General features: G+C 67.0%; 24 protein-coding genes. 12 read left to right on the forward strand and 12 right to left on the reverse strand.

Features of this window, described 5'->3' with window-relative positions:
- Positions 1–10: 10 nt before the first annotated feature.
- The gene (locus BPODLACK_RS16935) at positions 11–1,198 is read right to left on the reverse strand and encodes a hypothetical protein (RefSeq protein ID WP_236577701.1); all 1,188 of its coding nucleotides are present in this window, start codon (positions 1,196–1,198) and stop codon (positions 11–13) included.
- 337 nt (positions 1,199–1,535) lie between these two features.
- On the opposite strand from BPODLACK_RS16935, the gene dnaK reads away from it, so the two are divergent.
- From dnaK to BPODLACK_RS16975, 8 genes are all read left to right on the forward strand, one after another.
- Positions 1,536–3,383: a molecular chaperone DnaK gene (dnaK, locus tag BPODLACK_RS16940; protein WP_024499619.1), complete on the forward strand. Its 1,848-nt coding sequence runs from the start codon at positions 1,536–1,538 to the stop codon at positions 3,381–3,383.
- Positions 3,380–4,003, forward strand: a complete 624-nt coding sequence (gene grpE, locus BPODLACK_RS16945; protein WP_024499620.1) for a nucleotide exchange factor GrpE — start codon at positions 3,380–3,382, stop codon at positions 4,001–4,003. The genes dnaK and grpE overlap by 4 nt, the downstream gene beginning before the upstream one ends.
- Before the next feature lie 134 nt (positions 4,004–4,137).
- The gene (dnaJ, locus tag BPODLACK_RS16950; protein WP_024499621.1) at positions 4,138–5,340 is read left to right on the forward strand and encodes a molecular chaperone DnaJ; all 1,203 of its coding nucleotides are present in this window, start codon (positions 4,138–4,140) and stop codon (positions 5,338–5,340) included.
- Between the two features lie 3 nt (positions 5,341–5,343).
- The gene (locus BPODLACK_RS16955) at positions 5,344–5,742 is read left to right on the forward strand and encodes a heat shock protein transcriptional repressor HspR (RefSeq protein WP_006437652.1); all 399 of its coding nucleotides are present in this window, start codon (positions 5,344–5,346) and stop codon (positions 5,740–5,742) included.
- 36 nt (positions 5,743–5,778) lie between these two features.
- Positions 5,779–6,246 (forward strand): SRPBCC family protein, encoded by a 468-nt coding sequence (locus BPODLACK_RS16960; RefSeq protein WP_006437653.1) that lies wholly within the window; start codon positions 5,779–5,781, stop codon positions 6,244–6,246.
- Between the two features lie 74 nt (positions 6,247–6,320).
- Positions 6,321–6,623, forward strand: a complete 303-nt coding sequence (locus BPODLACK_RS16965) for an antibiotic biosynthesis monooxygenase family protein (protein ID WP_006437654.1) — start codon at positions 6,321–6,323, stop codon at positions 6,621–6,623.
- Positions 6,624–6,669: 46 nt separating this feature from the next.
- The gene (locus BPODLACK_RS16970) at positions 6,670–7,815 is read left to right on the forward strand and encodes a hypothetical protein (RefSeq protein WP_006437655.1); all 1,146 of its coding nucleotides are present in this window, start codon (positions 6,670–6,672) and stop codon (positions 7,813–7,815) included.
- A 33-nt stretch (positions 7,816–7,848) separates the two neighbouring features.
- Complete coding sequence (locus tag BPODLACK_RS16975; RefSeq protein ID WP_159405769.1) at positions 7,849–8,931, forward strand: hypothetical protein; 1,083 nt, start codon at positions 7,849–7,851, stop codon at positions 8,929–8,931.
- Here BPODLACK_RS16975 and BPODLACK_RS16980 read toward each other — a convergent pair.
- On the reverse strand, positions 8,925–10,076 hold the full coding sequence (locus tag BPODLACK_RS16980) for an FAD-binding oxidoreductase (RefSeq protein ID WP_006437657.1): 1,152 nt from the start codon (positions 10,074–10,076) through the stop codon (positions 8,925–8,927). The two genes, BPODLACK_RS16975 and BPODLACK_RS16980, sit on opposite strands and share 7 nt — an antisense overlap.
- Before the next feature lie 132 nt (positions 10,077–10,208).
- Between BPODLACK_RS16980 and BPODLACK_RS16985 the strand changes: the two genes are divergently transcribed.
- Positions 10,209–11,336 (forward strand): amidohydrolase family protein, encoded by a 1,128-nt coding sequence (locus BPODLACK_RS16985; protein WP_236577702.1) that lies wholly within the window; start codon positions 10,209–10,211, stop codon positions 11,334–11,336.
- Between the two features lie 14 nt (positions 11,337–11,350).
- On the opposite strand, the gene BPODLACK_RS16990 is transcribed toward BPODLACK_RS16985, so the two are convergent.
- Together BPODLACK_RS16990 and BPODLACK_RS16995 are read right to left on the reverse strand one after the other, a co-directional pair.
- Positions 11,351–12,295 carry a serine/threonine-protein kinase gene (locus tag BPODLACK_RS16990; RefSeq protein WP_159405771.1) on the reverse strand — a complete coding sequence of 315 codons (945 nt, stop codon included), beginning with the start codon at positions 12,293–12,295 and terminating at the stop codon, positions 11,351–11,353.
- 72 nt (positions 12,296–12,367) lie between these two features.
- Positions 12,368–12,793, reverse strand: a complete 426-nt coding sequence (locus BPODLACK_RS16995; protein ID WP_024499626.1) for a nitroreductase/quinone reductase family protein — start codon at positions 12,791–12,793, stop codon at positions 12,368–12,370.
- Positions 12,794–12,880: 87 nt separating this feature from the next.
- Here BPODLACK_RS16995 and BPODLACK_RS17000 point away from each other — a divergent pair, with 87 nt between their 5' ends.
- Positions 12,881–14,245 carry an FAD-binding oxidoreductase gene (locus BPODLACK_RS17000; RefSeq protein ID WP_159405772.1) on the forward strand — a complete coding sequence of 455 codons (1,365 nt, stop codon included), beginning with the start codon at positions 12,881–12,883 and terminating at the stop codon, positions 14,243–14,245.
- On the opposite strand, the gene BPODLACK_RS17005 is transcribed toward BPODLACK_RS17000, so the two are convergent.
- Entirely contained in the window at positions 14,223–15,392 is a 1,170-nt protein-coding gene (locus BPODLACK_RS17005) for a GGDEF domain-containing protein (protein ID WP_035760776.1), read from the reverse strand. The genes BPODLACK_RS17000 and BPODLACK_RS17005 overlap by 23 nt on opposite strands.
- A 331-nt stretch (positions 15,393–15,723) precedes the next feature.
- On the opposite strand from BPODLACK_RS17005, the gene BPODLACK_RS17010 reads away from it, so the two are divergent.
- The gene (locus tag BPODLACK_RS17010) at positions 15,724–16,635 is read left to right on the forward strand and encodes a LysR family transcriptional regulator (RefSeq protein WP_024499629.1); all 912 of its coding nucleotides are present in this window, start codon (positions 15,724–15,726) and stop codon (positions 16,633–16,635) included.
- A gap of 19 nt (positions 16,636–16,654) precedes the next feature.
- On the opposite strand, the gene BPODLACK_RS17015 is transcribed toward BPODLACK_RS17010, so the two are convergent.
- Together BPODLACK_RS17015 and BPODLACK_RS17020 are read right to left on the reverse strand one after the other, a co-directional pair.
- Positions 16,655–18,337, reverse strand: a complete 1,683-nt coding sequence (locus tag BPODLACK_RS17015; RefSeq protein ID WP_159405825.1) for an acyl-CoA dehydrogenase family protein — start codon at positions 18,335–18,337, stop codon at positions 16,655–16,657.
- A complete protein-coding gene (locus BPODLACK_RS17020; protein ID WP_096274702.1) occupies positions 18,337–18,978 on the reverse strand; it encodes a TetR/AcrR family transcriptional regulator C-terminal domain-containing protein in 642 nt (213 codons plus the stop codon). Before BPODLACK_RS17020 ends, BPODLACK_RS17015 begins: the two co-directional genes overlap by 1 nt.
- Before the next feature lie 143 nt (positions 18,979–19,121).
- On the opposite strand from BPODLACK_RS17020, the gene BPODLACK_RS17025 reads away from it, so the two are divergent.
- Positions 19,122–19,340, forward strand: coding sequence for a hypothetical protein (locus tag BPODLACK_RS17025; protein ID WP_236577703.1), 219 nt, complete (start codon positions 19,122–19,124; stop codon positions 19,338–19,340).
- Positions 19,341–19,450: 110 nt separating this feature from the next.
- On the opposite strand, the gene BPODLACK_RS17030 is transcribed toward BPODLACK_RS17025, so the two are convergent.
- The 5 genes from BPODLACK_RS17030 to BPODLACK_RS17050 form a co-directional block, all read right to left on the reverse strand.
- Positions 19,451–20,206: an enoyl-CoA hydratase/isomerase family protein gene (locus BPODLACK_RS17030; protein WP_159405773.1), complete on the reverse strand. Its 756-nt coding sequence runs from the start codon at positions 20,204–20,206 to the stop codon at positions 19,451–19,453.
- Entirely contained in the window at positions 20,203–21,054 is an 852-nt protein-coding gene (locus BPODLACK_RS17035) for an SDR family oxidoreductase (RefSeq protein WP_268895972.1), read from the reverse strand. The genes BPODLACK_RS17030 and BPODLACK_RS17035 overlap by 4 nt, the downstream gene beginning before the upstream one ends.
- 165 nt (positions 21,055–21,219) lie before the next feature.
- The gene (locus BPODLACK_RS17040) at positions 21,220–22,263 is read right to left on the reverse strand and encodes a ferredoxin--NADP reductase (protein ID WP_159405775.1); all 1,044 of its coding nucleotides are present in this window, start codon (positions 22,261–22,263) and stop codon (positions 21,220–21,222) included.
- On the reverse strand, positions 22,260–22,973 hold the full coding sequence (locus tag BPODLACK_RS17045) for a TetR/AcrR family transcriptional regulator (protein WP_024499636.1): 714 nt from the start codon (positions 22,971–22,973) through the stop codon (positions 22,260–22,262). Before BPODLACK_RS17045 ends, BPODLACK_RS17040 begins: the two co-directional genes overlap by 4 nt.
- Entirely contained in the window at positions 22,970–24,454 is a 1,485-nt protein-coding gene (locus tag BPODLACK_RS17050; protein WP_024499637.1) for a pyruvate, phosphate dikinase, read from the reverse strand. The genes BPODLACK_RS17045 and BPODLACK_RS17050 overlap by 4 nt, the downstream gene beginning before the upstream one ends.
- Positions 24,455–24,464 lie beyond the last annotated feature (10 nt).

A 24,464-nucleotide genomic window follows, 5' to 3' on the forward strand; every position in this document is an offset into this window, starting at 1 on the left:
GGCTCCTGGCTCACGGGAGTCGGACCCGGTCGTCGTGCCGGTAGTGGGGGCCCACGTCGTCGACGAGGATGCCCGGTTCGGCCTCGACCACCGCCGGGACGGCATCGAGCACGGCCCGCACCGACGCCGTCGTGATCGGGTTGGTGTGCCCGGACCCGATGCCGAACTCGAGTTGTGTCCGCATCTCGGCCGGTTCGCCGCTGATGACCAGCGTGTACGCGATCGGGCTGGTGAACCCGCCGAACGGCAGGTCATCGCCCCGGTACACGAGTTCGGCGCCGGGAGCGGAGCGAGCGGGCTGAGTGGGTACCGAAGCGAGATACCAGCATTCCTCGTTCGTGAAGAAGTGGTGGTCGCCGAGGTAGCCGCGATGAGTCAAATGCAGGGCCGCAGCGGTGCCCTTCCTGATGGTCGTCGCACCGACCTGGGCGTCACGTTCGGCGGGCAGTCCGCGCAATGAGGTCTCGACCCTGACCTCGGCACTGTCCGCGCCGTACAACGCGTGCGCGACGTTGCCGGTGAGGTCGCCGTAGTAGATGTCGCCGCCGCGCGCGACCGGGGACTCGGCGCTGAGGGAGTCCGGATCGGCGCCGAAACCCAGTGCTTCCAGGCCGCCCCACATCGACCCGGCCCGGGAGAAGTCGACGGCCTCCACCGATCGCACATGGCTGACCGACGACATCGCCTTGGCCATCGTCATCGCGACCCGTTCGACGATGAACGTCGGATGGACACCGGTCCCGTGCAGGGTGGCGCCGCCGGTGCGGCACGCCTCGAGCATGCGCTGCGGGGACTTGCGGAAGGGGCTGAGCCAGTTCGGCATCGACACGTTGTGATAGGCGGCGGTCGCCACGACGTTCTTCCCGGACTCGAGCAGATCGATGACGTCGTCGTCGAGCCCCTTGATCACCGCGGCCGGTGCCGGGGTGAGGACGACGCAGTCCACGTCGAGCTCCTTGAAGGCCTCGCGATCTCTGGTGGCGGCGATCCCGATCGGATCGGTGCGCACCAGCTCACCGATGTCCTTGCCGTCCTTCTTCGGGTTGTGCACCAGCGCACCGACGACCTCGAACGCCGGGTCGGCGACCGCGGCACGGATGACCGCGCCACCGACTTCGCCGGGACCCCACACGGCGATCCGATAGGGACGTATCGGAGCGGAGCCGGGTTCGGCGGTCGTCGGTCGGGGCAGCGTCATGTGCGGGTCCTCGGATTCGTCGAAGTGGAATCGCTTGCTTCCTGTTGAAATCTGCACGGTGGCGGCCGGTGTGTCAAGGACCACACGGCTTGAGCGAAATCCGCTCAACTTTTCCCGGCGGCGCGGGAACAAACCCCGTGGGACCCCCGTTACACACTTCGAGAAACCTGAGCGATCCAGACTCAAGTAGGTTTGACTCGCCGCTCCGAATTCAGTAGGACATGAGTCGGACGCACTGAAGTCCACCTCGCGCAGGGTTCGGACATCATCCCCGCGTCTCCGGCCGCGGGGGCACAAGGACTTGGGTGCACACCCACAAACTAGGAGGAAGCCAAACATGTCTCGTGCTGTTGGAATCGACCTCGGCACCACCAACTCCGTGGTTTCGGTGCTCGAGGGTGGCGAAGCTTCGGTCATCGCCAACGCCGAGGGCTCGCGGACCACGCCGTCCGTGGTCGCCTTCGCGCGTAACGGAGAAGTACTCGTCGGTCAGCCGGCCAAGAACCAGGCGGTCACCAACGTCGACCGCACCATCCGCTCGGTCAAGCGCCACATGGGTGAGGGCAACTGGACGATCGAGATCGACGACAAGAAGTACACCCCGCAGGAGATCAGCGCGCGCACGCTCATGAAGCTCAAGCGCGACGCCGAGGCGTACCTCGGTGAAGACGTCACCGACGCCGTGATCACCGTGCCCGCATACTTCAACGACGCCCAGCGTCAGGCCACCAAGGAAGCCGGCCAGATCGCCGGCCTCAACGTGCTCCGCATCGTCAACGAGCCCACCGCGGCCGCGCTGGCGTACGGACTCGACAAGGGTGAGAAGGAACAGACCATCCTGGTCTTCGACCTCGGTGGCGGCACCTTCGACGTCTCGCTGCTCGAGATCGGCGACGGTGTGGTCGAGGTCCGCGCGACCTCCGGTGACAACCACCTCGGTGGTGACGACTGGGATCAGCGCGTCGTCGACTGGCTCGTCGAGAAGTTCAAGTCCACCTCGGGCATCGACCTGACCAAGGACAAGATGGCTCTGCAGCGTCTGCGTGAGGCTGCCGAGAAGGCGAAGATCGAACTGTCGAGTTCGCAGAGCACCTCGATCAACCTGCCCTACATCACCGTCGACGCCGACAAGAACCCGCTGTTCCTCGACGAACAGCTCTCGCGCAGCGAGTTCCAGCGGATCACCTCTGATCTGCTCGAGCGCACCCGCGCCCCGTTCCAGGCCGTCATCAAGGATGCGGGCATCTCCGTCGGCGACATCGACCATGTCGTGCTCGTCGGTGGCTCGACCCGTATGCCGGCCGTCACCGATCTGGTGAAGGAACTGACCGGTGGCCGCGAGCCCAACAAGGGTGTCAACCCGGACGAGGTCGTCGCCGTGGGCGCCGCCCTGCAGGCCGGTGTTCTCCGCGGTGAGGTCAAGGACGTGCTGCTGCTCGACGTCACCCCGCTGTCCCTCGGCATCGAGACCAAGGGTGGCGTGATGCACAAGCTGATCGAGCGCAACACCACCATCCCGACCAAGCGGTCGGAGACCTACACCACGGCCGAGGACAACCAGCCGTCGGTGCAGATCCAGGTGTACCAGGGCGAGCGCGAGATCGCCTCGCACAACAAGCTGCTCGGCAGCTTCGAGCTGGGCGGCATCGCACCTGCGCCGCAGGGTGTCCCGCAGATCGAGGTGACCTTCGACATCGACGCCAACGGCATCGTGCACGTCACCGCGAAGGACAAGGGCACCGGCAAGGAGAACTCGATCCGCATCCAGGAGGGTTCCGGCCTGAGCAAGGACGAGATCGACCGCATGATCAAGGACGCGGAGGCTCACGCCGACGAGGATCGCAAGCGTCGTGAGGAGGCCGAGACCCGCAACCAGGCGGAGTCGCTGGTCCACCAGACCGAGAAGTTCCTCAAGGACAACGAGGACAAGGTCCCGGCCGACGTGAAGGAAAAGGTCGAGGCTGCGGTCGCCGACGCTAAGGAAGCGCTGAAGGGCACCGACTCGGCCGCGATCAAGACCGCGATCGAGAAGCTGTCGGAGGAGTCGCAGGCGCTCGGCCAGGCGATCTACGCCAACGCCGCTGCGGAATCCCCCAACGGTGAAGCCGGCGCAGCCGCCGACAGCGAGTCCGATGTCGTCGACGCCGAGGTCGTGGACGACGCCGACGCCAAGGAGAACAAGTGACCGCAGGATCCCATTCGACGAATGGGTCCGGCGAGGAGCCGGTGACGGTGACCGACCGTCGTCGCATCGACCCGGAAACGGGTGAGGTGCGCGACGAGCCGGCCGCCGGCCCCGGCCCGGCCGACGCCGAACCCGTCGTGGACGAGTCCGACAACGAACAGCCGGCCGATGCGACGTCGCCAGATGCGCGGGTCGCCGAACTGACGGCGGATCTGCAGCGGGAACGCGCGCAGTTCGCCAACTTCCGGCGACGCGCGGCCGAGGAGAAGCAGGGATCGGTTGCCTACGGCAAGCAGATCCTGATCGACAAGCTCCTGCCGGTTCTCGACGACCTCGACCGTGCCCGTGAGCACGGCGATCTCGAGAGCGGTCCGCTGCGGGCCGTCGCCGACAAGCTGGCCGGTGTGCTGAACACCGAGGGCCTCGAGGCCTTCGGTGCCCCGGGTGACGAGTTCAACCCTGAACTCCACGAGGCGGTTCAGCACGACGGCACCGGCGACCACCCCGTCATCGGCGCAGTGTATCGCTGCGGTTACCGGCTGGGCGAGAAGGTGATCCGTACCGCCATGGTGACGGTCACCGATCCGGAGCCCGCCGGCGACCCGACCGGTGCACAATAGATCGACCGTCTGTGGCCCTGGGGTGCGAGGAGCGAGAGCACGCGCCTCGCACCTCAGGGCTCTCTGGCGAGAGTACGAACACAACCGAAATATCAATCCAGACAACAAAAAGACTTTTGAGGAGGTGACGTCTGGTGGCTCCACAACGTGAGTGGTTGGAACACGACTTCTACAAGGACCTGGGCGTTGCTTCTGACGCTTCGGCTGAAGAGATCAAGAAGGCCTATCGCAAGCTCGCACGCGAGCTGCATCCGGATGCCAATCCCGGCGATTCCGCGGCCGAAGAGCGCTTCAAGCGGGTGTCCGAAGCCCACAGCGTGCTCAGTGATCCCGAGAAGCGCAAAGAGTACGACGAGACCCGGGCCATGTTCGCCGGCGGACGATTCCGCGGAGGCGGCAACGGATTCCCGGGTGGCTTCCCCGGCGGCGGTACGACCTACACGACCGGTGGCAACGACTTCGATCTCGGTGACCTGTTCGGCGGTGCCCAGACCAGCGGGGGAGGCGCCGGCGGTTTCGGGGACCTTTTCGAGGGTCTCTTCAACCGTGGCGGCGGAACCCAACGCACATCGACGGCCAGCCGTCCGCGTCGCGGTAAGGATCTCGAGACCGAGACCACGCTGTCCTTCAAGGACGCGGCCCTCGGTACGACGGTCCCGCTGCGGGTGACCAGCCCGTCCCCGTGCACGACCTGCCACGGTTCAGGCGCCAAGCCGGGCACCAGCCCGCGAGTGTGCCCCAACTGCAACGGCTCCGGTTTCGTCAGCCGAAACCAGGGCGCGTTCGGGTTCAGTGAACCCTGCCAGGACTGCCAGGGCACCGGTTCGCGGATCGACGACCCGTGCGGCGACTGCTCCGGCAGCGGCGTGAAGAATCGGACCCGCACCATCAACGTGCGCATTCCGGCGGGAGTCGAAGACGGTCAACGGATTCGGCTTGCCGGACAGGGTGAGGCCGGACGCCGCGGAGCGCCGTCGGGCGACCTGTACGTCGTCGTGCACGTGACCCCGCACAAGCAGTTCACGCGCAGCGGCAACGACCTTCGCGTGCAGTTGCCGGTGCGGATCTCCGAACTCGTTCTCGGCGCGACGGTCTCGGTACCGACCCTCGAGGGTTCGGTCGGGGTCAAGATCCCACCGAACACGACCGACGGCCGGACGCTCCGCGTGCGTGGCCGCGGCGTCCCCAAGCGGTCCGGCGGAGCAGGCGACCTGCTCGTCACCGTCAAGGTCGCGGTGCCGGACAAGCTCGACGACGCCGCGATCGAGGCGATGCGTGCCTACGATCAGGCCGAGCGGGCAAGCGGATTCGATCCACGGGCGAACTGGGGGAGATGAGTGATGGCCGGCCACAAGAACTTCGACGCCGATGGCGCGACCTTCATGATCTCGGTGGCCGCCGAGCTCGCCGGATTGCACGCCCAGACCCTGCGCACCTATGACCGTCTGGGTCTGGTCACCCCGCAGCGGACGAGTGGGGGCGGACGCCGTTACTCCTCCCGCGACGTCGAACTCCTGCGAGAGATCCAGCGTCTCTCGCAGGAAGAAGGCGTCAATCTCGCAGGTATCAAACGGATCATCGATCTGAGCAATCAGGTCGAGGCGCTCCAGCAGCGTATCCGTGAACTCTCCGACGAGGTTGCCGCGTCGCGGAACCGTCGCGGCGGCGAGTTGGTCCCGGTGCCCCGGACCAATGCGCTGGTCGTGTGGCAGCCGCGGCGCAAGCGTTCCGTCGACTGAGCGAACCGACCGGCAGGGCCCGCGTACGTTGGATGTATGGCATCCGACACCGTTACCACCGTTGACACGGGCCCGCACCGCGTCTCCCGGCGCATCGTCGTCGATGCGCCGGTCGCCGACGTCTTCGCCCTCGTCGTCAACCCGCACCGGCATCACGAACTCGACGGTTCGGGCACGGTGCGCGACACACCCGTCAAGGGGCCGGAGAAGCTCACCCCCGGCGCGCGATTCAGTGTGGGGATGAAGCAGTTCGGCGTCCCGTACACCATCACGTCCACCGCGACCGACGTCGAGACCGACAAGGTCGTCGAATGGAAGCACCCCATGGGCCATCGCTGGCGCTGGGAACTGGTGTCCACGTCGCCGACGACCACACAGGTCACCGAGACCTTCGATTACTCGACGCTCAAGATCCCGAAGATCATGGAACTGATCGGGTACGACAAGAAGAACGGTCACGGCATCGAGGGCACGCTGCGCGCGCTCGCGAAGCGATTCGGCTGACCTTGCCGCCCTCTTGCCGACACGGTGTCGGTAAGATGGCGGCGACCATCAGACCCGAGTCCAGGAGTCGACGAATGTTCGTGATCACCAACCGCATCGATGTCACCGAGAATGCCGAGGCATTCGAGAAAGCGTTCTCGGAGTCGATGCGCAGCACGCTGAAGGGCGTCCCGGGCCTGCAGCGCGCGACACTGATGCGCCCGGAGGCCGACGGCCTGCCTTACGTGTCCACGATGGAATTCGACGCCAGGGAGGACTTCCTGGCGTGGCTGAAGTCGGACTCGTTCCGTGCGTCGCACTCCGACAAGCAGGCGCCGGGGATGCAGGCTCCCTCGGCCGTCGAACAGCACACCCTGATCGAGACATTCACCGCCTGATCACTTCGTCGCCGCCGGGCGACGACCACCACACGAAGGGCGCCACATGGAGTTCGAGGACGAGGCGTCGTCATCCGGCGACGAACCGGCGGTTGTCCTCGGAGTCGTCGCCGCGCCCGGACAGCCGATCGGTCTCGCGCGCAAACTCGTCGACGCGGATCTGATCGAGCACGTGCAGACGACCTTCCCCGGAGCCCGATGGCAGGTCGAGGTCGTGGAGGTGTCCGTGGTGCAGCCGCCCGCGACCGACGCCCAGATCGTCGACGCCGCGAGAGACCTTCTCCTCGAACGGGAATGGGACCTCGTGGTCTGCCTGACCGACCTGCCGCTACACGTGGGACGCCGCCCCGTCGTCGCCCATGCCAACGCGGTGCACGGCGTTGCGGTCCTGTCGGTTCCCGCGCTCGGTCCGACCGGCCTGCGTCAGCGGACGCGCGGGACGGTGGTCGGTCTCCTCGCTCAGCTCCTCGGCGCCGACGCGGACGATCTCCGAGAGCATCAGAAGTCGCCGTCTCGCTCCCCGCTACGGCACCGCGTCCGCCAGCTCGGCACCGACACCGACGAGGAGAGCACCGCCTTCACCGCCCGGGTGCTGACCGGCAACCTCCGACTCCTCACCGGCATGGTCCGCGCCAATCGGCCGTGGCGCCTCGCGCTCGGGCTGACCCGTGCGCTCACGGGCGCCATCGCCGCAGGCGTGTTCGCACTGGTGACCGCCGACATCTGGCTGCTGGCCGACACCTTCGGATGGGTCCGGCTCACCGGCGTCGCCGTCGGCTCGATCGTCGCCATCACCGCCACCCTGATCATCGGCGCCGACCTGTGGGAGCGGGGATCGTCGCGGCAGTCGCGCGAACAGATCGTCCTGTTCAACACCGTCACGGTCATCACCGTCGTGCTGGGCGTCGCGGCGTTCTATGCGGCTCTGTTCGTACTCGCGACCGCCGGCGCACTGTGCCTGGTGGTCCCGCAGGTCTTCGGCGATGCACTCGGCCACGATCCCGGGATCACCGACTACCTGGAGGTCGCGTGGCTGACGTGTTCGCTCGCCACGGTCGGCGGTGCGCTCGGTGCGGGGCTGGAGACCGACGAGGCGGTGCGCGACGCCGCATACACCCAGCATCCGGCCGAGTCGGTCTGGCGAGGTACTCCGCGACGGTCCGGCTGCCACGGATCGCGTAACAGCCGCTAGGCTTCATGGGCAAACGTCGATGTGGAGGTGACGATGACCCAAGATCCGGCGGGTGGGGGACTGCCCGGATCCGTGGTTCTCGGGATATCCGTCGTCGACGACCAGATCGCGTCCGTCGTGCGGGACGCCGACGGGCACATCCTGGCGAGCAATCTCGTCGACCTGCCGGATTCCTCGGCCCCCGCGGTCGAGGCCGCGATCATCGTACTCGTCGATTCGGTTCCGGTCGTGGTGGACCAGATCGGTGTCTCCGCCTCTCGCGAGGACGTCCGCAAGCACCTGGCGCAAGCCTTCGCCTCGGACGCCGCAGGCGAATCCTGGCATCGCCGCGTCGTCGTCACCGGATACGCCTCGGCGCTCGCCGAGATCGCCTGCACCCACGCCACCCGAGGCGGCGTCGTGGCCGTCGTGGACCTCGATCGCGATGCCGCCCCGGCGGCCGGTACCACTGTGGCTACGGTCGACACGACGTCGGGTGCGGTCCTCGGGACCGCCGACTTCACCACCAACCGGCTCGCGCCCGTCACCGATCCCGACGGGGCGTCCGCTCTGGCGACGGCGGTCACCAAGCTCCCGCGCGGTCGCGACATCACCTCCATCATCGTGGTGGGACCCGGCGCGGAGATGCCCGGCATCGCTCCCGCCTTCGAGTACGCGGCGCAGCGACCCGTCACGGTCGCCGCAAACCCCCCGCTCGCGTCGGCCATCGGCGCGGCCGACGCCGCCCTGGTGGCGCTGTCGGCCCCGGCGGGGGCCACGCGGGTGTCGACGGGGCGACGCTGGTGGTTCGTCGGCGCCGCGATCGGCGCCGCGGTGTTCCTCGGCGCCGTCGGGCTGACCTTGATCCTGGCCGCCGAGAGGGCCACCCCCGAAGCTGTTCCGGTGACGGTCACCGAGACCCCTGCGGCGGTGACCGTCACCGCAGACGCGACGACGGTCACCGAGACCGAGACCGAGACGCCGCAGGCCCGCACCACGACGGTCACCAGCACGCCGCGTCCGGTCACCCGGACGACCACGGTGACCGAAGAGGTGTCGGCTGCCACGATCACCGAGACGGAGACGACCACCATCGAGGTGCCGGCGCCGGGAGAATCAGCGCCCCGGGGTCAGTAGACGGGGTCGTGCTGGATGCGGCTCGCCCGCACCCCGGCGATGATCAGCTGTCGCCGGGTCGCCTCGATCATCTGCGCCGACCCCGCGATCAGCACCTGATGGTTTTCCCAGTTCCCGGCGCCGACAACCACGTCGGCGAGGGTGCCGATGCGGTGTTCGATCCCGAGTTCGGCCGGCGTCGCCACCGCCCTGATCCACCACGGGTCGCGTTCTTCCTCCGAGACCGCGGTGACCTGCAACCACGGATTGGTGGCGGCGATCCGCCGCAGCACACTGAGGTCGTAGAGTTCGCCGGGATGGCGCATGCCGTAGAAGATGTGGGTCGGCGGCGAGTCCGCGCGCTTGGACATCTCGATGAGCAGCGCACGCAGCGGGGCGAGACCGGTACCGCCGGCGACCATCAGCACGGGCTGATCCCGGTCGACGTGCAACGTGCCGTGACTCTGGGACAGCGTCCAGACATCCCCGACGCTGGTCTCGCTGACGATCGCCGAACTGACCGCCCCACCTTGGATCGCCCGTACGTGGAACTCCAGCTCACCGGCCGGATTCGGGGGGATCGACGGCGAGAAGTTGCGCCACTGCTTCGGCCACTGCGGGATGTGGACCTCGAGGTACTGGCCGGCGATGAATGTCAGTGGCGCGTGCGCGATGAGTCGTACGACGGCGAGGTCGCGGCTGATGCGGTACTTCTCGACGACCTCTGCCGTCCACCGCGCCGGATGGGTGGCGGTTTCGGCCGCCCCACGCATCACGCCGGTGACGAGCATCATCGCCTGGGAGACCGTCTGCTGGGCCTCGGAGTCCCAGTACCCCTCCATCAGACTGGCGAACTCGCCCATGAGCGCCGAGTACATCACGTGGTAGTGCTCGGGTTCGACGCCGAACTTGCGATGGTCGCGACCGAGCTGGGCGAGGAACTCGACGAGGTCGGCGTGGCCGGATTCTGCCGGTATGGCTTCGAGGACGTGGTCGATCACGCGATGGAAGGCGATCTGCTGTGCGGCCATCGAGACGCCGAACAGGTCCCGGAGGTCGGGGTCGATCGCGAACATCCGGGTGAAGACGTTGGTCGCGAACCGGTCGGGCTGCCGGTTCACCGCTGTTCGCAGCTGATGCAACGTGTGGCGTGAGTGGCTCGCCATTCTCTCTGGACAACCTCCGTCGGCGTTCGTCCCCGCCTCTTCCAAGAGACCCAACACTAGCCTCTCGACCCGACAGAATTCAGGATCCGCCATCGTATGTCGGACTGTGATCCGGTATGGCAAGGTACCAGCATGACGTCCCTCGACGGTGTCCTCCCGGCCATCGTCGACGCGCATGTGCAGCACTGGAATCTGCGGCGCACTCCCTGGGCCGCAACCCGTTCGTCGCGCCTGTACGGGTTCGTCCCCCGATTGGGGGACCGGGTGTTTCCGCTCGTCGCCTCGCGCGCCGACCGCGAGTTCGTGCTGACACCGCGAACGGTCGCGCGTCCCTACGGGCCGCGGCAGTACGCCACCGATGCCGCACTCGTGCCGACGGTCGTCGGTGTGCCCATCGACACCGTCGTGCACGTCGAGTCGCACTGGCGCAAGGCGTTTCCGGCCGGGGAACAGGCGTCCGCCCACAGCACCGCGGTGGAGGAGACGCGCTATCTGGAGGACCTCCCGTTCGGTCAGGCGGGGGCTCCCCGTCTCGGAGCGATCGTCGCCCACGGTGATCCACGGGACCACGACTTCGCCGAGACACTCGACCAGCAGCTCATCGTCTCACCGCGGGTCCGAGGCGTCCGGCTGGTGGCGACGCGTCACCCCGATCCACGCGTCCGCGACGGTGGCGACGCCGACAACATCCTGTCGTCGACCGCCTTCCTCGACGGCTTCGCCGAGCTCGCGGGGCGCAAGCTCGTCTTCGAGGCGGCGGTCTACTCCCATCAGCTCTACGACGTCATCGTGCTGGCGAGGGAGTATCCGGACACGACCATCGTGCTCGATCATTTCGGGATGCCGGCCGGGGTTTTCGGCCCGATCGGGACTCGCACGGGCGCGACGGCCGCCGCGCGCGCGGACATCTGGCGGCTATGGCGGGAACGGATCACCACCCTGGCGTCGTATCGCAATGTGGTGGTGAAACTCTCCGGTCTCGCGATGCCGGTCCTCGGCTACGGCCACGAACGGTGGGGCAACATCGGCGGGCAGACGACACTCGCCGAGATGATCTGTCCGTTCGTCGAACACGTCGTGAACCACTTCGGTACCGATCGCGTCATGTTCGGGTCCAATTACCCGATCGACCGGCCCAACGCCGCGATCGACGTACTCGTCGGAGCCCTCGTCGACTGCGCGTCGCCATGGGGAGACGAGGCCTTGCGACGGATCTTCCGCGACACCGCGGTCCGGGTCTACAAGCTCGACGACGCGTGACGTGTCGGATCTCGTCACAGGTGACGCGGACGCCCCCACCTTCGTGAGCGGGTCGGTTCGGGCACGGGCACGTCGCGCATGAGGCGGACCAGTATGTCGACCAGTTCGGTACACGTCGGATAGCGGTCCTGCGGCGACTTGGCGAGCGCCTTGGCGAAGATGGAGTTCATCGCCGACGGGAGCCACGGCCGGCGTCGGGTGAGGCGGGGCGGCTCGTCGTTGATGTGTGCGTAGGTGATCGCGAACGACGTGTGTCGCGGGTACGGCGGTTCGCCGGTGAACATCTCGACGAGGCTGCATGCGAAGGAGTAGTTGTCGCTGGCCGGCGAGAGACGTTGTGCCTGAAGCAGTTCCGGTGAGGCGTACCCGATGGAACCCTGCACCCGCCCGTTCCGGGCGAGTGGCCTCGTGTCGTCGAGGAACTGGGCGATCCCGAAATCGGAGAGATAGGCGTCCACCGGTGCGGGGGTGTCGCCGTCGGGGCTGACCGGCCGGGAGAGCAGGATGTTGGCGGGTTTGACGTCGCGGTGGAGGATCTCCTGGCGGTGGGCGTGGTCGAGGGCATCGGCGATCTGTGCGGCGACCCGCAGGATCGTGTCGACGTGGGGTTCGTCGGTGCGACCGGGCACGAGTGCAGTGGCTGACGGGCCGGGCGCGTACTGCATCGCCAGCCACATCGACGGCAGGTGGTGGGGGCCGAGAGACCCGGGCGGCGCGGCGATCTCGCCGTGCGCGCGAATCCGCACGATGTGCGGGTGGTCGAGCAGCGAGGCGATCCCGGACTCCCGCTCGAACCGTTCGCGGACCCGGCCGTGGTCGGAGGCGTTCGGGTGCAGCACCTTGAGCGCGACGGGCCCGTTGCCGTCGTCGCGATGGGCACGGAAGACGTCGGCACTCGCACCCCCGCCGAGGAACTCGTCGATGGTGAAGCCGGCCACGCATTCGCCAACCTCGAACACCTTGTCAGCGTAAGGCGACGACGACCGGTCGGAGCGGTGCGACGATCGGGGTGTCGGGACCCGGGCTCGCGGTCAGGCCGTCGGCGTCAGGCGGAAGATCGGGAACCTTCGGCCCTGTGCGGTCTCGGTGTACTTGACGAACTGATCGGTGAACGAGGTGAACTTCGCCCAGGCCTCATCCCAGTCGTCGTCGGTGATCTCGGTGACCTGCGTGTCGTGACGCTCGATGCCGTCGACGGCGGGGGCCTCGACGGCAACCGAGTCGGGGTGGGCCCTCAGGTTGTGCACCCACGCCGGCGTCGTCGGGGAACCCGCGAAGGACCCGATGACCAGCCAGGAGCCGTCGTCGGCGAGACCGAACAGCGGGCTGATCCGCGGCTCACCGGATTTGGCGCCGACGGTGTGCAGCAGGACGAGGTTCTTCCCGAACCCTGCGGTCTCGACATGTCCGTTGTTGGTGCGGAACTCGTTGATGATGGTGGTGTTGAAGTCGTTCACGATCTCATTGATACGCCTTCCCGGCGACGACCGGCCGGTGTGTCAAAGTGAAACCGCGGTCCGGGCGGCGAAGAATACGCTGAACGTATGAGTGCCGATACGAGTTCGTTGGCCGCCGCGCTGCCCGATGGGATGGTGATCACCGACCCCGACATCCTTGCCGGGTATCGCCAGGACCGTGCCCTGGACCCGACCGCGGGCACCCCGCTCGCACTCGTCCGCCCGACCTCGACCGAAGACGTTCAGACGACGGTTCGCTGGTGTCACGAGAACCGGGTGCCGATCATCACGAGGGGTGCCGGCACCAGCCTCTCGGGTGGCTCGACCGCGGTGGACGGCGCCATCATGCTCTCCACCGAGAAGATGCGCGAGATCGCGGTGGACCCGGCGACGCGGACCGCCGTCGTGCAGCCCGGGCTGTTCAACTCGGAGGTCAAGGCCGCGGCGGCGGCCGAGGGTCTCTGGTACCCGCCGGACCCGTCGTCGTTCGAGATCTGCTCGATCGGCGGCAACGTCGCCACCAACGCCGGCGGACTGTGCTGCGTGAAGTACGGGGTGACCACCGACTACGTCCTGGGCCTGCAGGTGGTGCTGGCCGACGGCCGCGCGGTGCGAGTGGGCGGCAAACAGCTCAAGGACTCGGCAGGCCTCCCGCTGACCAAACTCTTCGTCGGCAGCGAGGGACTCCTCGGGATCATCACCGAGGTGACCCTGCGGCTGCTGCCACCCCAGGGGCCGGCGAGCACGGTCGTCGGGATCTTCGACTCGGTCCACGACGCGAGCCGTGCCGTCCTCGCCGTCACCGGCGAGATCCGTCCGGCGATGCTCGAATTCATGGATTCGGTGGCCATCAACGCGGTCGAGGACATGCTGCGCATGGGGCTCGACCGCGACGCCGGCGCGCTGCTCGTCGCCCAGTCCGACGCACCCGGGGCGGCCGGCGCCCAGGAGGTCGAACTCATCCGGAACGCCTTCGAGACGAACGGCGCCGGTGAGGTCTTCGCCACCGACGATCCCACCGAGGGGGAGGCGTTCACCGCCGCCCGGCGCGCGGCCATCCCGGCCGTGGAGAAGCTCGGGTCGCTGCTCCTCGAGGACGTCGGCGTGCCGTTGCCGTCGTTGCCCGATCTCATCGACGGCGTCGCCAAGATCGCCGCGGACAATCAGGTGATGATCTCGGTGATCGCGCACGCCGGCGACGGGAACACCCACCCGTTGATCGTCTTCGACCCGACCGACGCCGCCGAGGCCGGCCGTGCGCAGACCGCGTTCGGTCATATCATGGACCTCGCCATCGAACTCGGTGGCACCATCACCGGCGAGCACGGCGTGGGGCGCCTCAAGAAGGGCTGGCTGCCCGACCAGGTGGGACCGGACGTGATGGAGCTGACCGCGCTCATCAAGAACGCCCTCGACCCGGAGGGGCTCCTCAATCCGGGCGTGATCCTGTAGACGTGGTCAGCACGACGGCATAGCTGCCGCGGCGCTTCGCCTTGGCCGAGAACAGGGCATCGTCGGCGAGGGCGAGGTCGCGTCGAATCCGTGCGGTTGCATCCACGTCGGACATCTGGTCGCGGTCCAGCGGACCCACCGCGATACCCAGACTCACGGTCGCCCACTCGCCGTCCTCGGTATCGATCGGTTGAGCCCGGATGTCTTCGGCGACGGCACGCGCCGCGGCTTCGTCGAGCCGCATCGCGATCGCGAACTCGTCCCCACCGAGCCGGGCGACGACCGCCGGCTCGTCCACTGCTCCCTGGAGGATCTCGGCGACCTGCTGCAGTACGAGATCACCCACGCCGTGGCCGTGGTCGTCGTTGATCCGTTTGAAGCGGTCGACGTCGGCGATGAGGAGTGCGAACCGATCCCCTTGCCCCCGGCGCAACAGCGTGGACGTCGCCAGGATGAATCCGCGGCGATTCAGCAATCCGGTGAGCGGATCGGTGTTGGCCATCCGCAGCTGATGTTTCAGGGTCCGCTGGAGATCGGAGGTGTAACCGTGGTGGAGGGTGACGGTCCCGTTCACGGCGACGAGCAGCGCGAGCGTCGCGGAGAACGCGGTGACCGGCGGAACGCCGTCGTGCCACGCGAGAATGCCGAGAGTGCATGTCACCGCGCTCGAAAAAGCCATGTGGAGATACACGACGCGTGCCCGCACGAAATGTGCGCTGTACGAACCCACCACGGCGAACAGCGCCGAGAAGTACAACGCGAGACGTGGGTCGGCGATGGCGAACAGACACACCGCCACTCCGATGTCCGCGTAGGCGACGAATACGTTGTTGAATCCTCGGACGTGTGATTTCTTGGTCCACCACATCTCGCCCAGATGAACTCGGCTCACCGCCATCGCGGTGGGAACGGTGGTGGCGGCAGCGGTGCCGAGGATCAGTGACCGCCATACCGACCCCTGCGAACCACTCGGTGTGAAGAGCCCGAGTGCCCCCACGACGCCGAAGATCAGTACCAGCCCGGCGATGGTGTAGCGGATATGACGTTCGCGCAGTCGTAATTGCCGAAGGACGTGATGCGTTTCGTCGTAGAGCTGCCCGCCTCGTGCGATCTCAGCGGTGAGCGAGTCGCCACCGAGCCCGCTCAACGGTCTGGATCTCGGCGAACGGCCGACCGTTTCTTCCACCTGATCGAGCTCCGGAAATGAGGGTGTGGCGAACAATGCGAAGTCTAGAGGGGCGTTAACGATACTTCATCAGCGCGAGAAATATTCGCCGAAGCCCGGTCGCAGAAGCGAAAGCAGGAAGATATGAGTGGGAAGCACCTGCCGAGGTCCTCCCGTCCCCTCCGCGGGGGGACCTCAGCAGGTAGCCCAAACGCGACTGACATCTGAATACGACGCCATGCAGAAATGAGCATATTGGGTCAAAGGTCAACCTACAATCACATCAATCTGGATAACTGACAGGAGAAGGTTGATGAATGGTTCTGGGGACGCCGGACTCCGCGATATCGACTTGCGTCGACTCCGAATGTTTGTCGTCGTCATGGAAGCTCCGAGCCTTCGCGTCGCGGCCGACACCCTGTTCATCAGCCAGCAGGCGTTGTCGTCGGCGATTCGTGAACTCGAGCGGCAGTTGGGTGTCGAGCTGTTCTCCCGGTCGCGCCGCAGCCTGACGCCGACGCCGGCCGGGGAGGCGCTCTACCGCGGCGCGGTGCCGCTGCTGGCCGGTGGCGAACAGCTCGCCACCCAGGTCAGGCGCGTCAATTCCGGGTCGCCGGCACCGTTCGTCATCGGCCACGCACCAGACCTCGCGTCGTCGGAGGTGTTCCGCATCATCGAACCCGTCGTCCTCGCCGACCCCTCGATACCGATCACGGTGCGCCCGGTGTTCGCCGACTTCATGCGAGACGAGTTGCTGTCGGGCTCGATCGATCTGGCACTGGGCCGCGGTGTGGCGGCGCCCCCGGACATGGCGACGACGATCGCGACCCAGCACGAACTCCGGCTCGCGGTGCGCAGTGATCACCCGCTCGCCGCGCACGCTCACGTCGACATGGCCGACCTCGCCGACTACGAGATCGTCGTGTGGGGCCCCGAGCACGAATACGAGTACACCGACATCCTCGTCGGACTGTGTCGGCGTGCGGGATTCGAACCGCGGATCATCCTGTCGACGCTCCTGGGTACGCCACCGCACACCGCGGTGATCGCACACCCGAAAGCCTGCGCGTTCGTCACCAACGAACCCGGCTGGATCTATGCGAACTCCATCCGCATCATCGAATTCACCGATCCGCCGCTCGCCCCCGTCCGGGCGATGTGGCTGCCCAACACCGCGTCGACGCTACGCCGACAGATCCTGGCCGCGGCGGAAGGTGTTGTGTGAGAGCGGAAGGGTGTGGACCTCAGTGACGCTCCAGGATCGCGGCGAGGTCGGCACCGTCGGCAAGCGCGCCGTACTCGAAGCTGCGGTCGGGACCCAGCCGGCTGGCGATGAAGGCGTCGGCGACGGCGGACGGACTGTGCCGCACCAGCAGTGACGCCTCGAGCGCCAGGGCCATCGCCTCGACGGTCGACCGGGCCCTGCGCTGGGCGTCGGCCGGGCCGAGGCGCGACAGTTCGCCGAGCTGGTCGCGGAGCCGGTCCAGGTGGGCGTCGAGAGTGCGGTCGGCGCCGCGGGCGAGTGACACCTCGGCATCGAAGGCGGCCACCGACTCCGGTTCGCGGGTCATCGCGCGCAGGACGTCGAGGGCGATGACGTTTCCGGAGCCTTCCCACACGGCCATCACCGGCTGTTCGCGGTAGCGCATGGCGAGCGGGAAGTCCTCGGTGTATCCGTTGCCGCCCAGGCATTCCAGCGCCTCGTAGGCGTGGTGGGGTCCGCGCTTGCAGATCCAGTACTTGGCGACGGCGGTCGCGAGCCGGCGGAAGGCCCGTTCCTGGGGATCGGCATCCTCGTCGTGGGCGCGTGCCAGCCGGATCGCGGTGGTGGTCGCGGCCTCCGATTCCAGTGCGAGATCGGCCAATACGGCGGTCATCGCCGGCTGGTCGGCCAGCGTCGCGCCGAAGGCGGCGCGGTGGCGGGCGTGCCACACGGCCTCGGCGACCGCCTGCCGCATGCCGGCCGCCGAACCGAGGACGCAGTCGAGCCGCGTCTGCGCGACCATCTCGATGATCGTGCGCACGCCGCGTCCCGGTTCGCCGACCATCACGGCGACGGTGCCGTCGAGTTCGATCTCGCTCGAGGCGTTGGACTTGTTGCCGAGCTTGTCCTTGAGTCGCTGGATGCGGAAGACGTTGCGGGTCCCGTCGGGCAGTATCCGTGGGAGAAGGAAGCACGAAAGTCCCTCGCCGCCAGCGCCTTGCGCTTGGGCGAGGACGAGGAATGCGTCGGACATCGGCGCCGAACAGAACCACTTGTGCCCGGTGAGGAGGTACTCGGCGCCCTGTCCGCCGGTCCCGGCGGGGACGGCGACCGTGGTGTTGGCGCGGACGTCGGAGCCACCTTGCTTCTCCGTCATCGACATACCGAATATCGCCGACTCCTTGGTGGCGCTCAGATCGGGGGAGTAGCTGCGGGACAACGCCTTCGGCACCCAGCTCGCGGCGACGTCGGGCTGGAGTTCGAGCGAGGGGATGACCGCATGGGTCATCGACACCGGACAGGCGTGGCCCGGTTCGATCTGACCGAACAGCATGAAGGCCGCCGCGCGGACGACGTGCGACCCGGGCTGCGGGTCGGCCCAGCAACGGGTATGGGCACCGTGCGCGATGGAGGCGGAGATGATCCGGTGATATGCCGGGTGGTACTCGACCTCGTCGATGCGGTGGCCCCAGCGATCGAACGTCCGCAGTACGGGGGTGACGGTGTTGGCGAGATGGGCGTCGTGCTTGAAGGATTCGCTGCCGACGAGCGCACCGATCTCGCGGAGCTCGGCGTCGCCCCAGGCGCCGTCGTGGCGGGCGACCGCCTCGGTCAGGACGGTGTCGAGTTCGTATTCGTTGACGTCCACCCGCGGCGCGGACTGGTTGAACACCTCGTGGGTGAGGTGGGGTTGCGGATGGATGTGCGTTGCGGACTGGGACATCATGCCTCCTGGGACGTGGGTACGAGTGGCCGATCCAGAACCCGGTCCGGGATCTGCAGGTTCGTGAAGATCACCGCGACCGCGTCCTCGAGCCGATAGCCGAAATCGGCTCCGGTGGCGGCCTTCTGGACTGCGAGACCGAAGATCGCGGACCAGAACGCCTTCGCCTCGACGTCGATCCCCGCGCGCAGCTTCCAGCCGGTGCGCACGAGCGTCGACATCAGCGCCTGTTCGCCGCGTTCGTGGAGCGTGCGCAGCGTGTCGGTGATGTGCTCGCGCAGGTCGGTCCGACGCGCCGTCAGCAGCATGGCGGTGGTGAACAATTCGACGTCCCGCGCGCAGGGGCCGAGCAAGGTGCCGACGAGCGTGTTGGTGTAGTCGCGAACGGTCGTCGTTCCGGCGGCGGCTTCCTCGGCTCGACGCCCGGCGCGCAGCACGCCGACGCAGGCGACCTCGACGAACAGCTGTTCCTTGGAACCGAAGTAGTACGTCACCTGGTTCGGGTAGGCGTCGGCTCGCTGACAGATCTGGGCGACCGATGCCGTCTCCCCCTGTTCGGCGAAGACCTCGGCAGCGGCACGCAGCAGGGTCTGGCGGGTCGCCTTGCCCGCTTCCCGGCTAGCGCGTCCGGAGGTCGCCACAGCATCCTGCCTGGTCGAAGTAGATGTTTGTATGACAAACAATAAACACCCACGAGGGCGACGGCAAGGGCTGATCGCCGACGGGTCAGCGGGTTTCGCTCCCAAGTCGTTGGGAACCCGCCCTGACGAAGTCGCCTGCGTCGATGAGTACGGACCGCCCCGCCGCGGACGGCGGGCTGAAGTGGAAGAAACTGCTCGGCGTGATCATGGACGACCCTGGGAAGATCCGGATGGACGAACGAGAGAACCCGACGATCCAGCAGCCCACCAACGCGATCATCAAGATCGCCGCAACCTCCGTGCGTGGGTCGGACCTGTGGCAGTATCGCGGCATCGAAGACGTCGACGGCCGTCGAGGCTGAACGTGTCCAGTACGTCGACCGCGCAGTCTGCGACGTCGACGACGCGGTGAGCCGACGATCAGCCGGAAGCGCGGCCGGTCACCAGCCCGGACAGGACCGCTTCCAGGCGGTCACTTCGAACGGGAAGAGAGCAAGGCGCCCACTTCTTCGGTACCGCCCAGACGGGTGATGGTCAGGGCTTCATCGTCGAGGTGCTCGGCAAAATCTCGCTGGTAGGACGCTCGAACGAGCCTCCGCGCCTGGCCGACAGCCGACGTCTGCCGATCGAGAAGCAGGGACACAACACCGTCGACGTCGGAGGCGAGTTCGTCCAGCTCCACGACCGTATCCACGAGGCCCCACGCGAGTGCGGTCGACGCATCGATACGTTCGTTGAGAACGAGCATCTGAAGCGCCCGCCGCATGCCGATCACGCGGGGGAGGCTGATCGACACCCCGCAATCCGGTGACAACCCGATCGTCGAGTACGCAGCTACGTAAGAGCTGGCGGGAGTGGCGGCCACGTAGTCGGCTGCAAGTAGAAGGCCGAGCCCGGCGCCCGCAACCGGTCCCTGGATTGCGGCGACTATCGGGACGGGCAGCTCGTCGAGTGCGATGAGTGAACGGTGTATGGACCCCGCGAGGTCTGCGAGGAACCGCGGGCGGTCCGACGCCGCCGCCATTGCCCGTACGTCGCCGCCCGCGCAGAAGATCTTTCCGGTCGAAGACAGACGGATGACCCGTACGTCGGCATTCTCGCGGATCGACGTGATCGCCTGGGCGAGGCCGTCGGCGACCTCGAGATCGAGTGCATTGCCCGCGGATGGCCGGTTGAGTTCGATGGACGCAACACCTCGTTCGTCCACTCCGAAGATGACCGAACTCATGCCCACTCCATCCAGAAGTCCAGTTCCAGCTCCACGTCGCCGGGTACGACTCGATAGCCCGAGAAATCGGTCACACCGTCACCGGCCAGGACCTCGTCATCGATGAAGCACTGTCCGGTGACGAGGTCGGAGGGCTTGGTGATGATGCTGATCGCTGCATCGGCCATGATGTCCGGCGTTCGGCTACGCGAGACGAGTTCCTCGCTCAAGATGTTGCGAACAGCGGCCGTGTTGATGGTCGTTCGCGGCCACAGGGAATTCACGGCGATACCGTCGCCGGCGAGCTCGGCGGCAAGTCCGATGGTTACGAGGGACATCGAGAATTTCGAGATCGTGTACGCAGTCCCTATGTCCGCGAACCATTTCGGTTCGAGATTGAGCGGCGGCGACAGGGTCAGGACGTGCGGGTTGGCCGATCGCCGTAGATGCGGGATGGCGGTCTTCGTCAGGAGAAAGGCGCCGCGCGCGTTGATGTCTTGCATGAGGTCGTACTTCTTCATGCTGATATCTGCAGTCGGTGTCAGATCGAGCGCGCTGGCGTTGTTCACGACGATGTCGATGCCACCGAATTGTTCGACCGTGCGCGCGACGGCGTCGGCCACCGACTCGTCGTCCCTGATGTCACCGACAAGTGGCAGCGCCTTGCCGCCGGCCGACTCGATCGCAGCAGCCGCGGTGTAGATGGTGCCGGGCAGCTTCGGGTGCGGCTCGGTCGTTTTCGCGATCAGGGCCACGTTGGCTCCTCGACGGGCCGCCTGGATTGCGATCGCCTCGCCGATGCCTCGGCTGCCGCCTGACATGATCAGGGTGCGGCCTTCCAGTGATCTGTCCTCGGGTTCAGTCTGCACGACTGGTCCTTTCAGGAAGGGGCGCCACATTCAGGCGCGATGGAAAGTGGTGATTCTCAATGTATTCCAGGAACTACACGAGAAGATCCGGCCCGGAGGGTTCCCCGGGCGCGAGTGCTCCGGACGGCGCTGCGCCGATGACCGGATCGGATCAGGTCTGAGAGTTCAGTCGAACTCGATCCCGATGCGGCCGCTCTTCGGGGTCGCCTGACAGGTCAGCAGGTAGCCGTCGTCGATGTCCTCGGGTTCCAGTGCGATCCCGTTGCCGTGGTCTACTTCCCCGGCGGTCAGGCGTGCCACACACGACCCGCAGTCCCCTTCGCGACACGAGTACGGGGCGTCGACATCCGAGGCGAGGAGCGCGTCGAGCAGGACGGTGTCCGTGCCGCACCGGACGGTTCGGACGTCTCCGTCGATGGTGACGGTGATCTCCGATGCACCGGAGCCCTCGTGGTCGGCAGTGTCCAGCGTGAACGGATCGCCGGTCAACGACACATATCGCTCGACGTGAACCTGGTCGTGGTGGATGCCGTGTTCCCGCAGGGTGTGCTCGACGAGGTCCATGAAAGGTGCTGGGCCACAGATGAATGCTTCGCCCGTACCGACTGCGTCGGTGAGGACCCCGCTGACCGCATCCGCGGTGGGAAGACCCCGCTCGGTCTCGAGCCAGTGGTTCACGGTCAGTCGCGCGGGATGACGAGCTGTCAGTTCGTCGATCGCGCTCGCGAAGATGGTCGACTCATGGTCGCGGTTGGCGTAGAACAACACCACGTCGGTGTCGTGCTCCGCCAGTGCCGAACGCAGTATCGACATCACCGGGGTCACCCCGCTGCCGGCCGCGAAGAGGTACAGCGGTCCTTCCCAGGACCGTGGCGTGAAGACGCCCGACGGTGGGAGGATATGCAGCACCAATCCCGGTTCGGCGTTGTCGCACAACCAGTTCGACCCGTAGCCGTCGCGGGTTCGTTTGACGGTGATCGCCGGGGAAGCGTCGACGTTCGGGGCCGTGGACAGGGAGTAGCTGCGGGCGACGAGGCCGGTGCGGTCACTGGGAATACGGACGGTGATGAACTGTCCGGGCCGGTAGTCGGTGCCGTCGGGGAAGTTTAGCACGATCGTGCGGGCCTCCGGGGTCTCGTCGATGACCGCGGTGACGGTCACGTCGATGCCGAGGGTCCGTGCGACGGGAGAGATGGTCGATTGGGTCATGTGGTGGTCCTGGAGATGAGGGGAATCGCTCGGTACCACAGTTCGCCGAGTGCGGTGCCGAGCGCTTCGAGTCGTTCTCGTCGAGGCGTGCTGGTCGGCAGGCCGACATGGATGTAGGCCATCTGTTCGGTGGCACATCCCAGCGTCTCCGCGAGCAGGTTGGTGTCACAGCTTTCAATCGCGCCGCTCGCGACGAGGCGTTCCAGCCAACGTTCGGTGCGTTTGACGAAGTCGCCACGAAGGTTGAGCCACAACTGTTTGAATCCCGGATTCTCGCTGGCCGCGGCGGCCTCGCGGAGCAGGCGCAGCATGTGGCGGCTACGGGCGTAGGCCTGTAGATATGTCGTGTTGACCTCGATCAGCGATTCCAACTCACCGTGGGTTCGGTCGGGCCGCAGCCGGGCGGTGGCCAGTTCCTGCAGCGACGGCCGGAGAGCCGCGAGGAAGATGTCGTCCAGGCCTACGAAGTGGCGGTAGAAGTTGCCTTGAGAAACGTTGGCGCGGTGGGTGATGTCCGAGATGCGGGTGCGGGTGTATCCGTACTCGGTGAAGCACTCGGTGGCCGCCTTCACCAGCTTGTCGCGGGTCTGTTCACCGCGCTTGTTGGCGCGTTTGGTCGAGACCGCTGTCTCGTCGAGCAGTCCGGCCGCCGAATAGGCCGCGTTGATCCCGTCATGCTCGCGTGTGTCCGGGCCGGTCTCGGTACTCATCGGGTCGCTCCTTCCAGCGACCGTGCTGCCTGTAGTGCCTTCAGCGGATGGCCATCCGGCATGGTGTCGGGGAGGAACGACAGCAGTTCGTCGAGATACTCGTCGCTGGTGTCCCCGGAGTTCAGTGCGTCGCCTGCGTAGACCTTTCCGGTCGAACCGTCGACGGTGACCGTCTGTCCCGCCAAGGTCTGCGAGAGGCCGATCCCACAGCCGACGACGCACGGCACGCCGATCTCGCGGCACACCAGTGCGGCATGAGACGTGGTTCCGCCGACCTCCGTGACCACGGCGACGGAGTCGAACATCGCCGGGACATCGGCCGGGGAGGTCGATGGGCGCACGAGGACCACGCGTTCGCCCTCGGCGGCCGCGATGCAGGCGGCGTCGGTGTCCGTGTAGACGACGCCGACGGCGGCTCCCGGTCCTGCGCCCGTGCCCGAGGCGAGCAGTTCGGCGCCCGCGTCGGCCGAGTTGTGCTGGGCGAGGGCCTCGGCCTGCTCTGCACTGATGCGCGAGACGGCCTCCTCACGGCTGATGAGGCCCTCACGGACCAGATCGACGGCGATGCGCACCGCCGCACGTGCAGACCGCTTGCCCGATCGACATTGCAGCATGTAGAGCGTGCCGCTCTCGACGGTGAACTCGATGTCGACCAGATCGCGATGCTCGGCTTCCAGAGTGGCCGAGATCGCACTCAGATCCTGGTGCAACTGCGGGGAGTGAACCTGGAACTGATCGATCGTCTGCGGAGTGCGTTCTCCGGAGACCACGTCCTCTCCCTGTGCTTGCGAAAGCCATTCGCCGAATAGCTGAGGGTCGCCGGTGGCCGGGTCGCGGCTGAAGATCACACCGGTACCGGACTGCTCGTCGCGATTCCCGAACACCATGGCCTGCACGGTCACCGCGGTGCCACCGCCCTCGCCGAGTCCGTGGTGGCGGCGATACGCAGTGACCCGCTCATTGGTCCACGAGCGGAACACCGCGCCGATGGCCTCGCGCAACTGGTCGTGCGGATCGACGGGCGGTGCGGACGCGGCGTCACCGAGAACGACCTCGCCGTATCCCGCGCAGAACCGCGCCCAGGTGTCGCGCGCCCAGTCGTGGTCCCCGGTCGCCTCGGCGAGGTCGGCGGTCAGCTGCTCGGTCAGCCCCAGGTTGAGGACGGTGTCCATCATCCCGGGCATGCTCTGCGCGGCACCCGAACGCACCGACACAAGAAGGGGAAACGGTCCGGCACCGAAGGTCTTTCCGGTCTGCTGTTCGAGGACGTGCAGTTGATTGACGACCTCGTCCCACACCTCGTCGGGGAGTTGGCCTCCGTTGTCGTGGAACCGTGCACAGACCGGCGTGGTGATGGCGAAGGCGGGCGGGACCGGCAGCCCGAGCGACCGCATGCGGTTGACGCTGTAGGCCTTGCCTCCCAGTAACTCCCGGTCGGCCGGAGCGGTCCCGTCCAGTGCCAGGACAGCGGGTGTGTTCATCAGAGTGGTC

The organism is Gordonia sp. YY1, assembly GCF_009872315.1.
Taxonomy (GTDB): Bacteria; Actinomycetota; Actinomycetes; order Mycobacteriales; family Mycobacteriaceae; genus Gordonia; species Gordonia amicalis.

Coding starts and splice junctions, on each gene's coding strand:
- BPODLACK_RS16935 (WP_236577701.1), bottom strand. CDS start 1,198: ATGACGCTGCCCCGACCGACGACCGCCGAACCCGGCTCCGCTCCGATA.
- dnaK (WP_024499619.1), top strand. CDS start 1,536: ATGTCTCGTGCTGTTGGAATCGACCTCGGCACCACCAACTCCGTGGTT.
- BPODLACK_RS16955 (WP_006437652.1), top strand. CDS start 5,344: ATGGCCGGCCACAAGAACTTCGACGCCGATGGCGCGACCTTCATGATC.
- BPODLACK_RS16960 (WP_006437653.1), top strand. CDS start 5,779: ATGGCATCCGACACCGTTACCACCGTTGACACGGGCCCGCACCGCGTC.
- BPODLACK_RS16965 (WP_006437654.1), top strand. CDS start 6,321: ATGTTCGTGATCACCAACCGCATCGATGTCACCGAGAATGCCGAGGCA.
- BPODLACK_RS16970 (WP_006437655.1), top strand. CDS start 6,670: ATGGAGTTCGAGGACGAGGCGTCGTCATCCGGCGACGAACCGGCGGTT.
- BPODLACK_RS16975 (WP_159405769.1), top strand. CDS start 7,849: ATGACCCAAGATCCGGCGGGTGGGGGACTGCCCGGATCCGTGGTTCTC.
- BPODLACK_RS16980 (WP_006437657.1), bottom strand. CDS start 10,076: ATGGCGAGCCACTCACGCCACACGTTGCATCAGCTGCGAACAGCGGTG.
- BPODLACK_RS16985 (WP_236577702.1), top strand. CDS start 10,209: ATGACGTCCCTCGACGGTGTCCTCCCGGCCATCGTCGACGCGCATGTG.
- BPODLACK_RS17000 (WP_159405772.1), top strand. CDS start 12,881: ATGAGTGCCGATACGAGTTCGTTGGCCGCCGCGCTGCCCGATGGGATG.
- BPODLACK_RS17010 (WP_024499629.1), top strand. CDS start 15,724: ATGAATGGTTCTGGGGACGCCGGACTCCGCGATATCGACTTGCGTCGA.
- BPODLACK_RS17015 (WP_159405825.1), bottom strand. CDS start 18,337: ATGTCCCAGTCCGCAACGCACATCCATCCGCAACCCCACCTCACCCAC.
- BPODLACK_RS17025 (WP_236577703.1), top strand. CDS start 19,122: ATGAGTACGGACCGCCCCGCCGCGGACGGCGGGCTGAAGTGGAAGAAA.
- BPODLACK_RS17030 (WP_159405773.1), bottom strand. CDS start 20,206: ATGAGTTCGGTCATCTTCGGAGTGGACGAACGAGGTGTTGCGTCCATC.
- BPODLACK_RS17040 (WP_159405775.1), bottom strand. CDS start 22,263: ATGACCCAATCGACCATCTCTCCCGTCGCACGGACCCTCGGCATCGAC.
- BPODLACK_RS17045 (WP_024499636.1), bottom strand. CDS start 22,973: ATGAGTACCGAGACCGGCCCGGACACACGCGAGCATGACGGGATCAAC.
- BPODLACK_RS17050 (WP_024499637.1), bottom strand. CDS start 24,454: ATGAACACACCCGCTGTCCTGGCACTGGACGGGACCGCTCCGGCCGAC.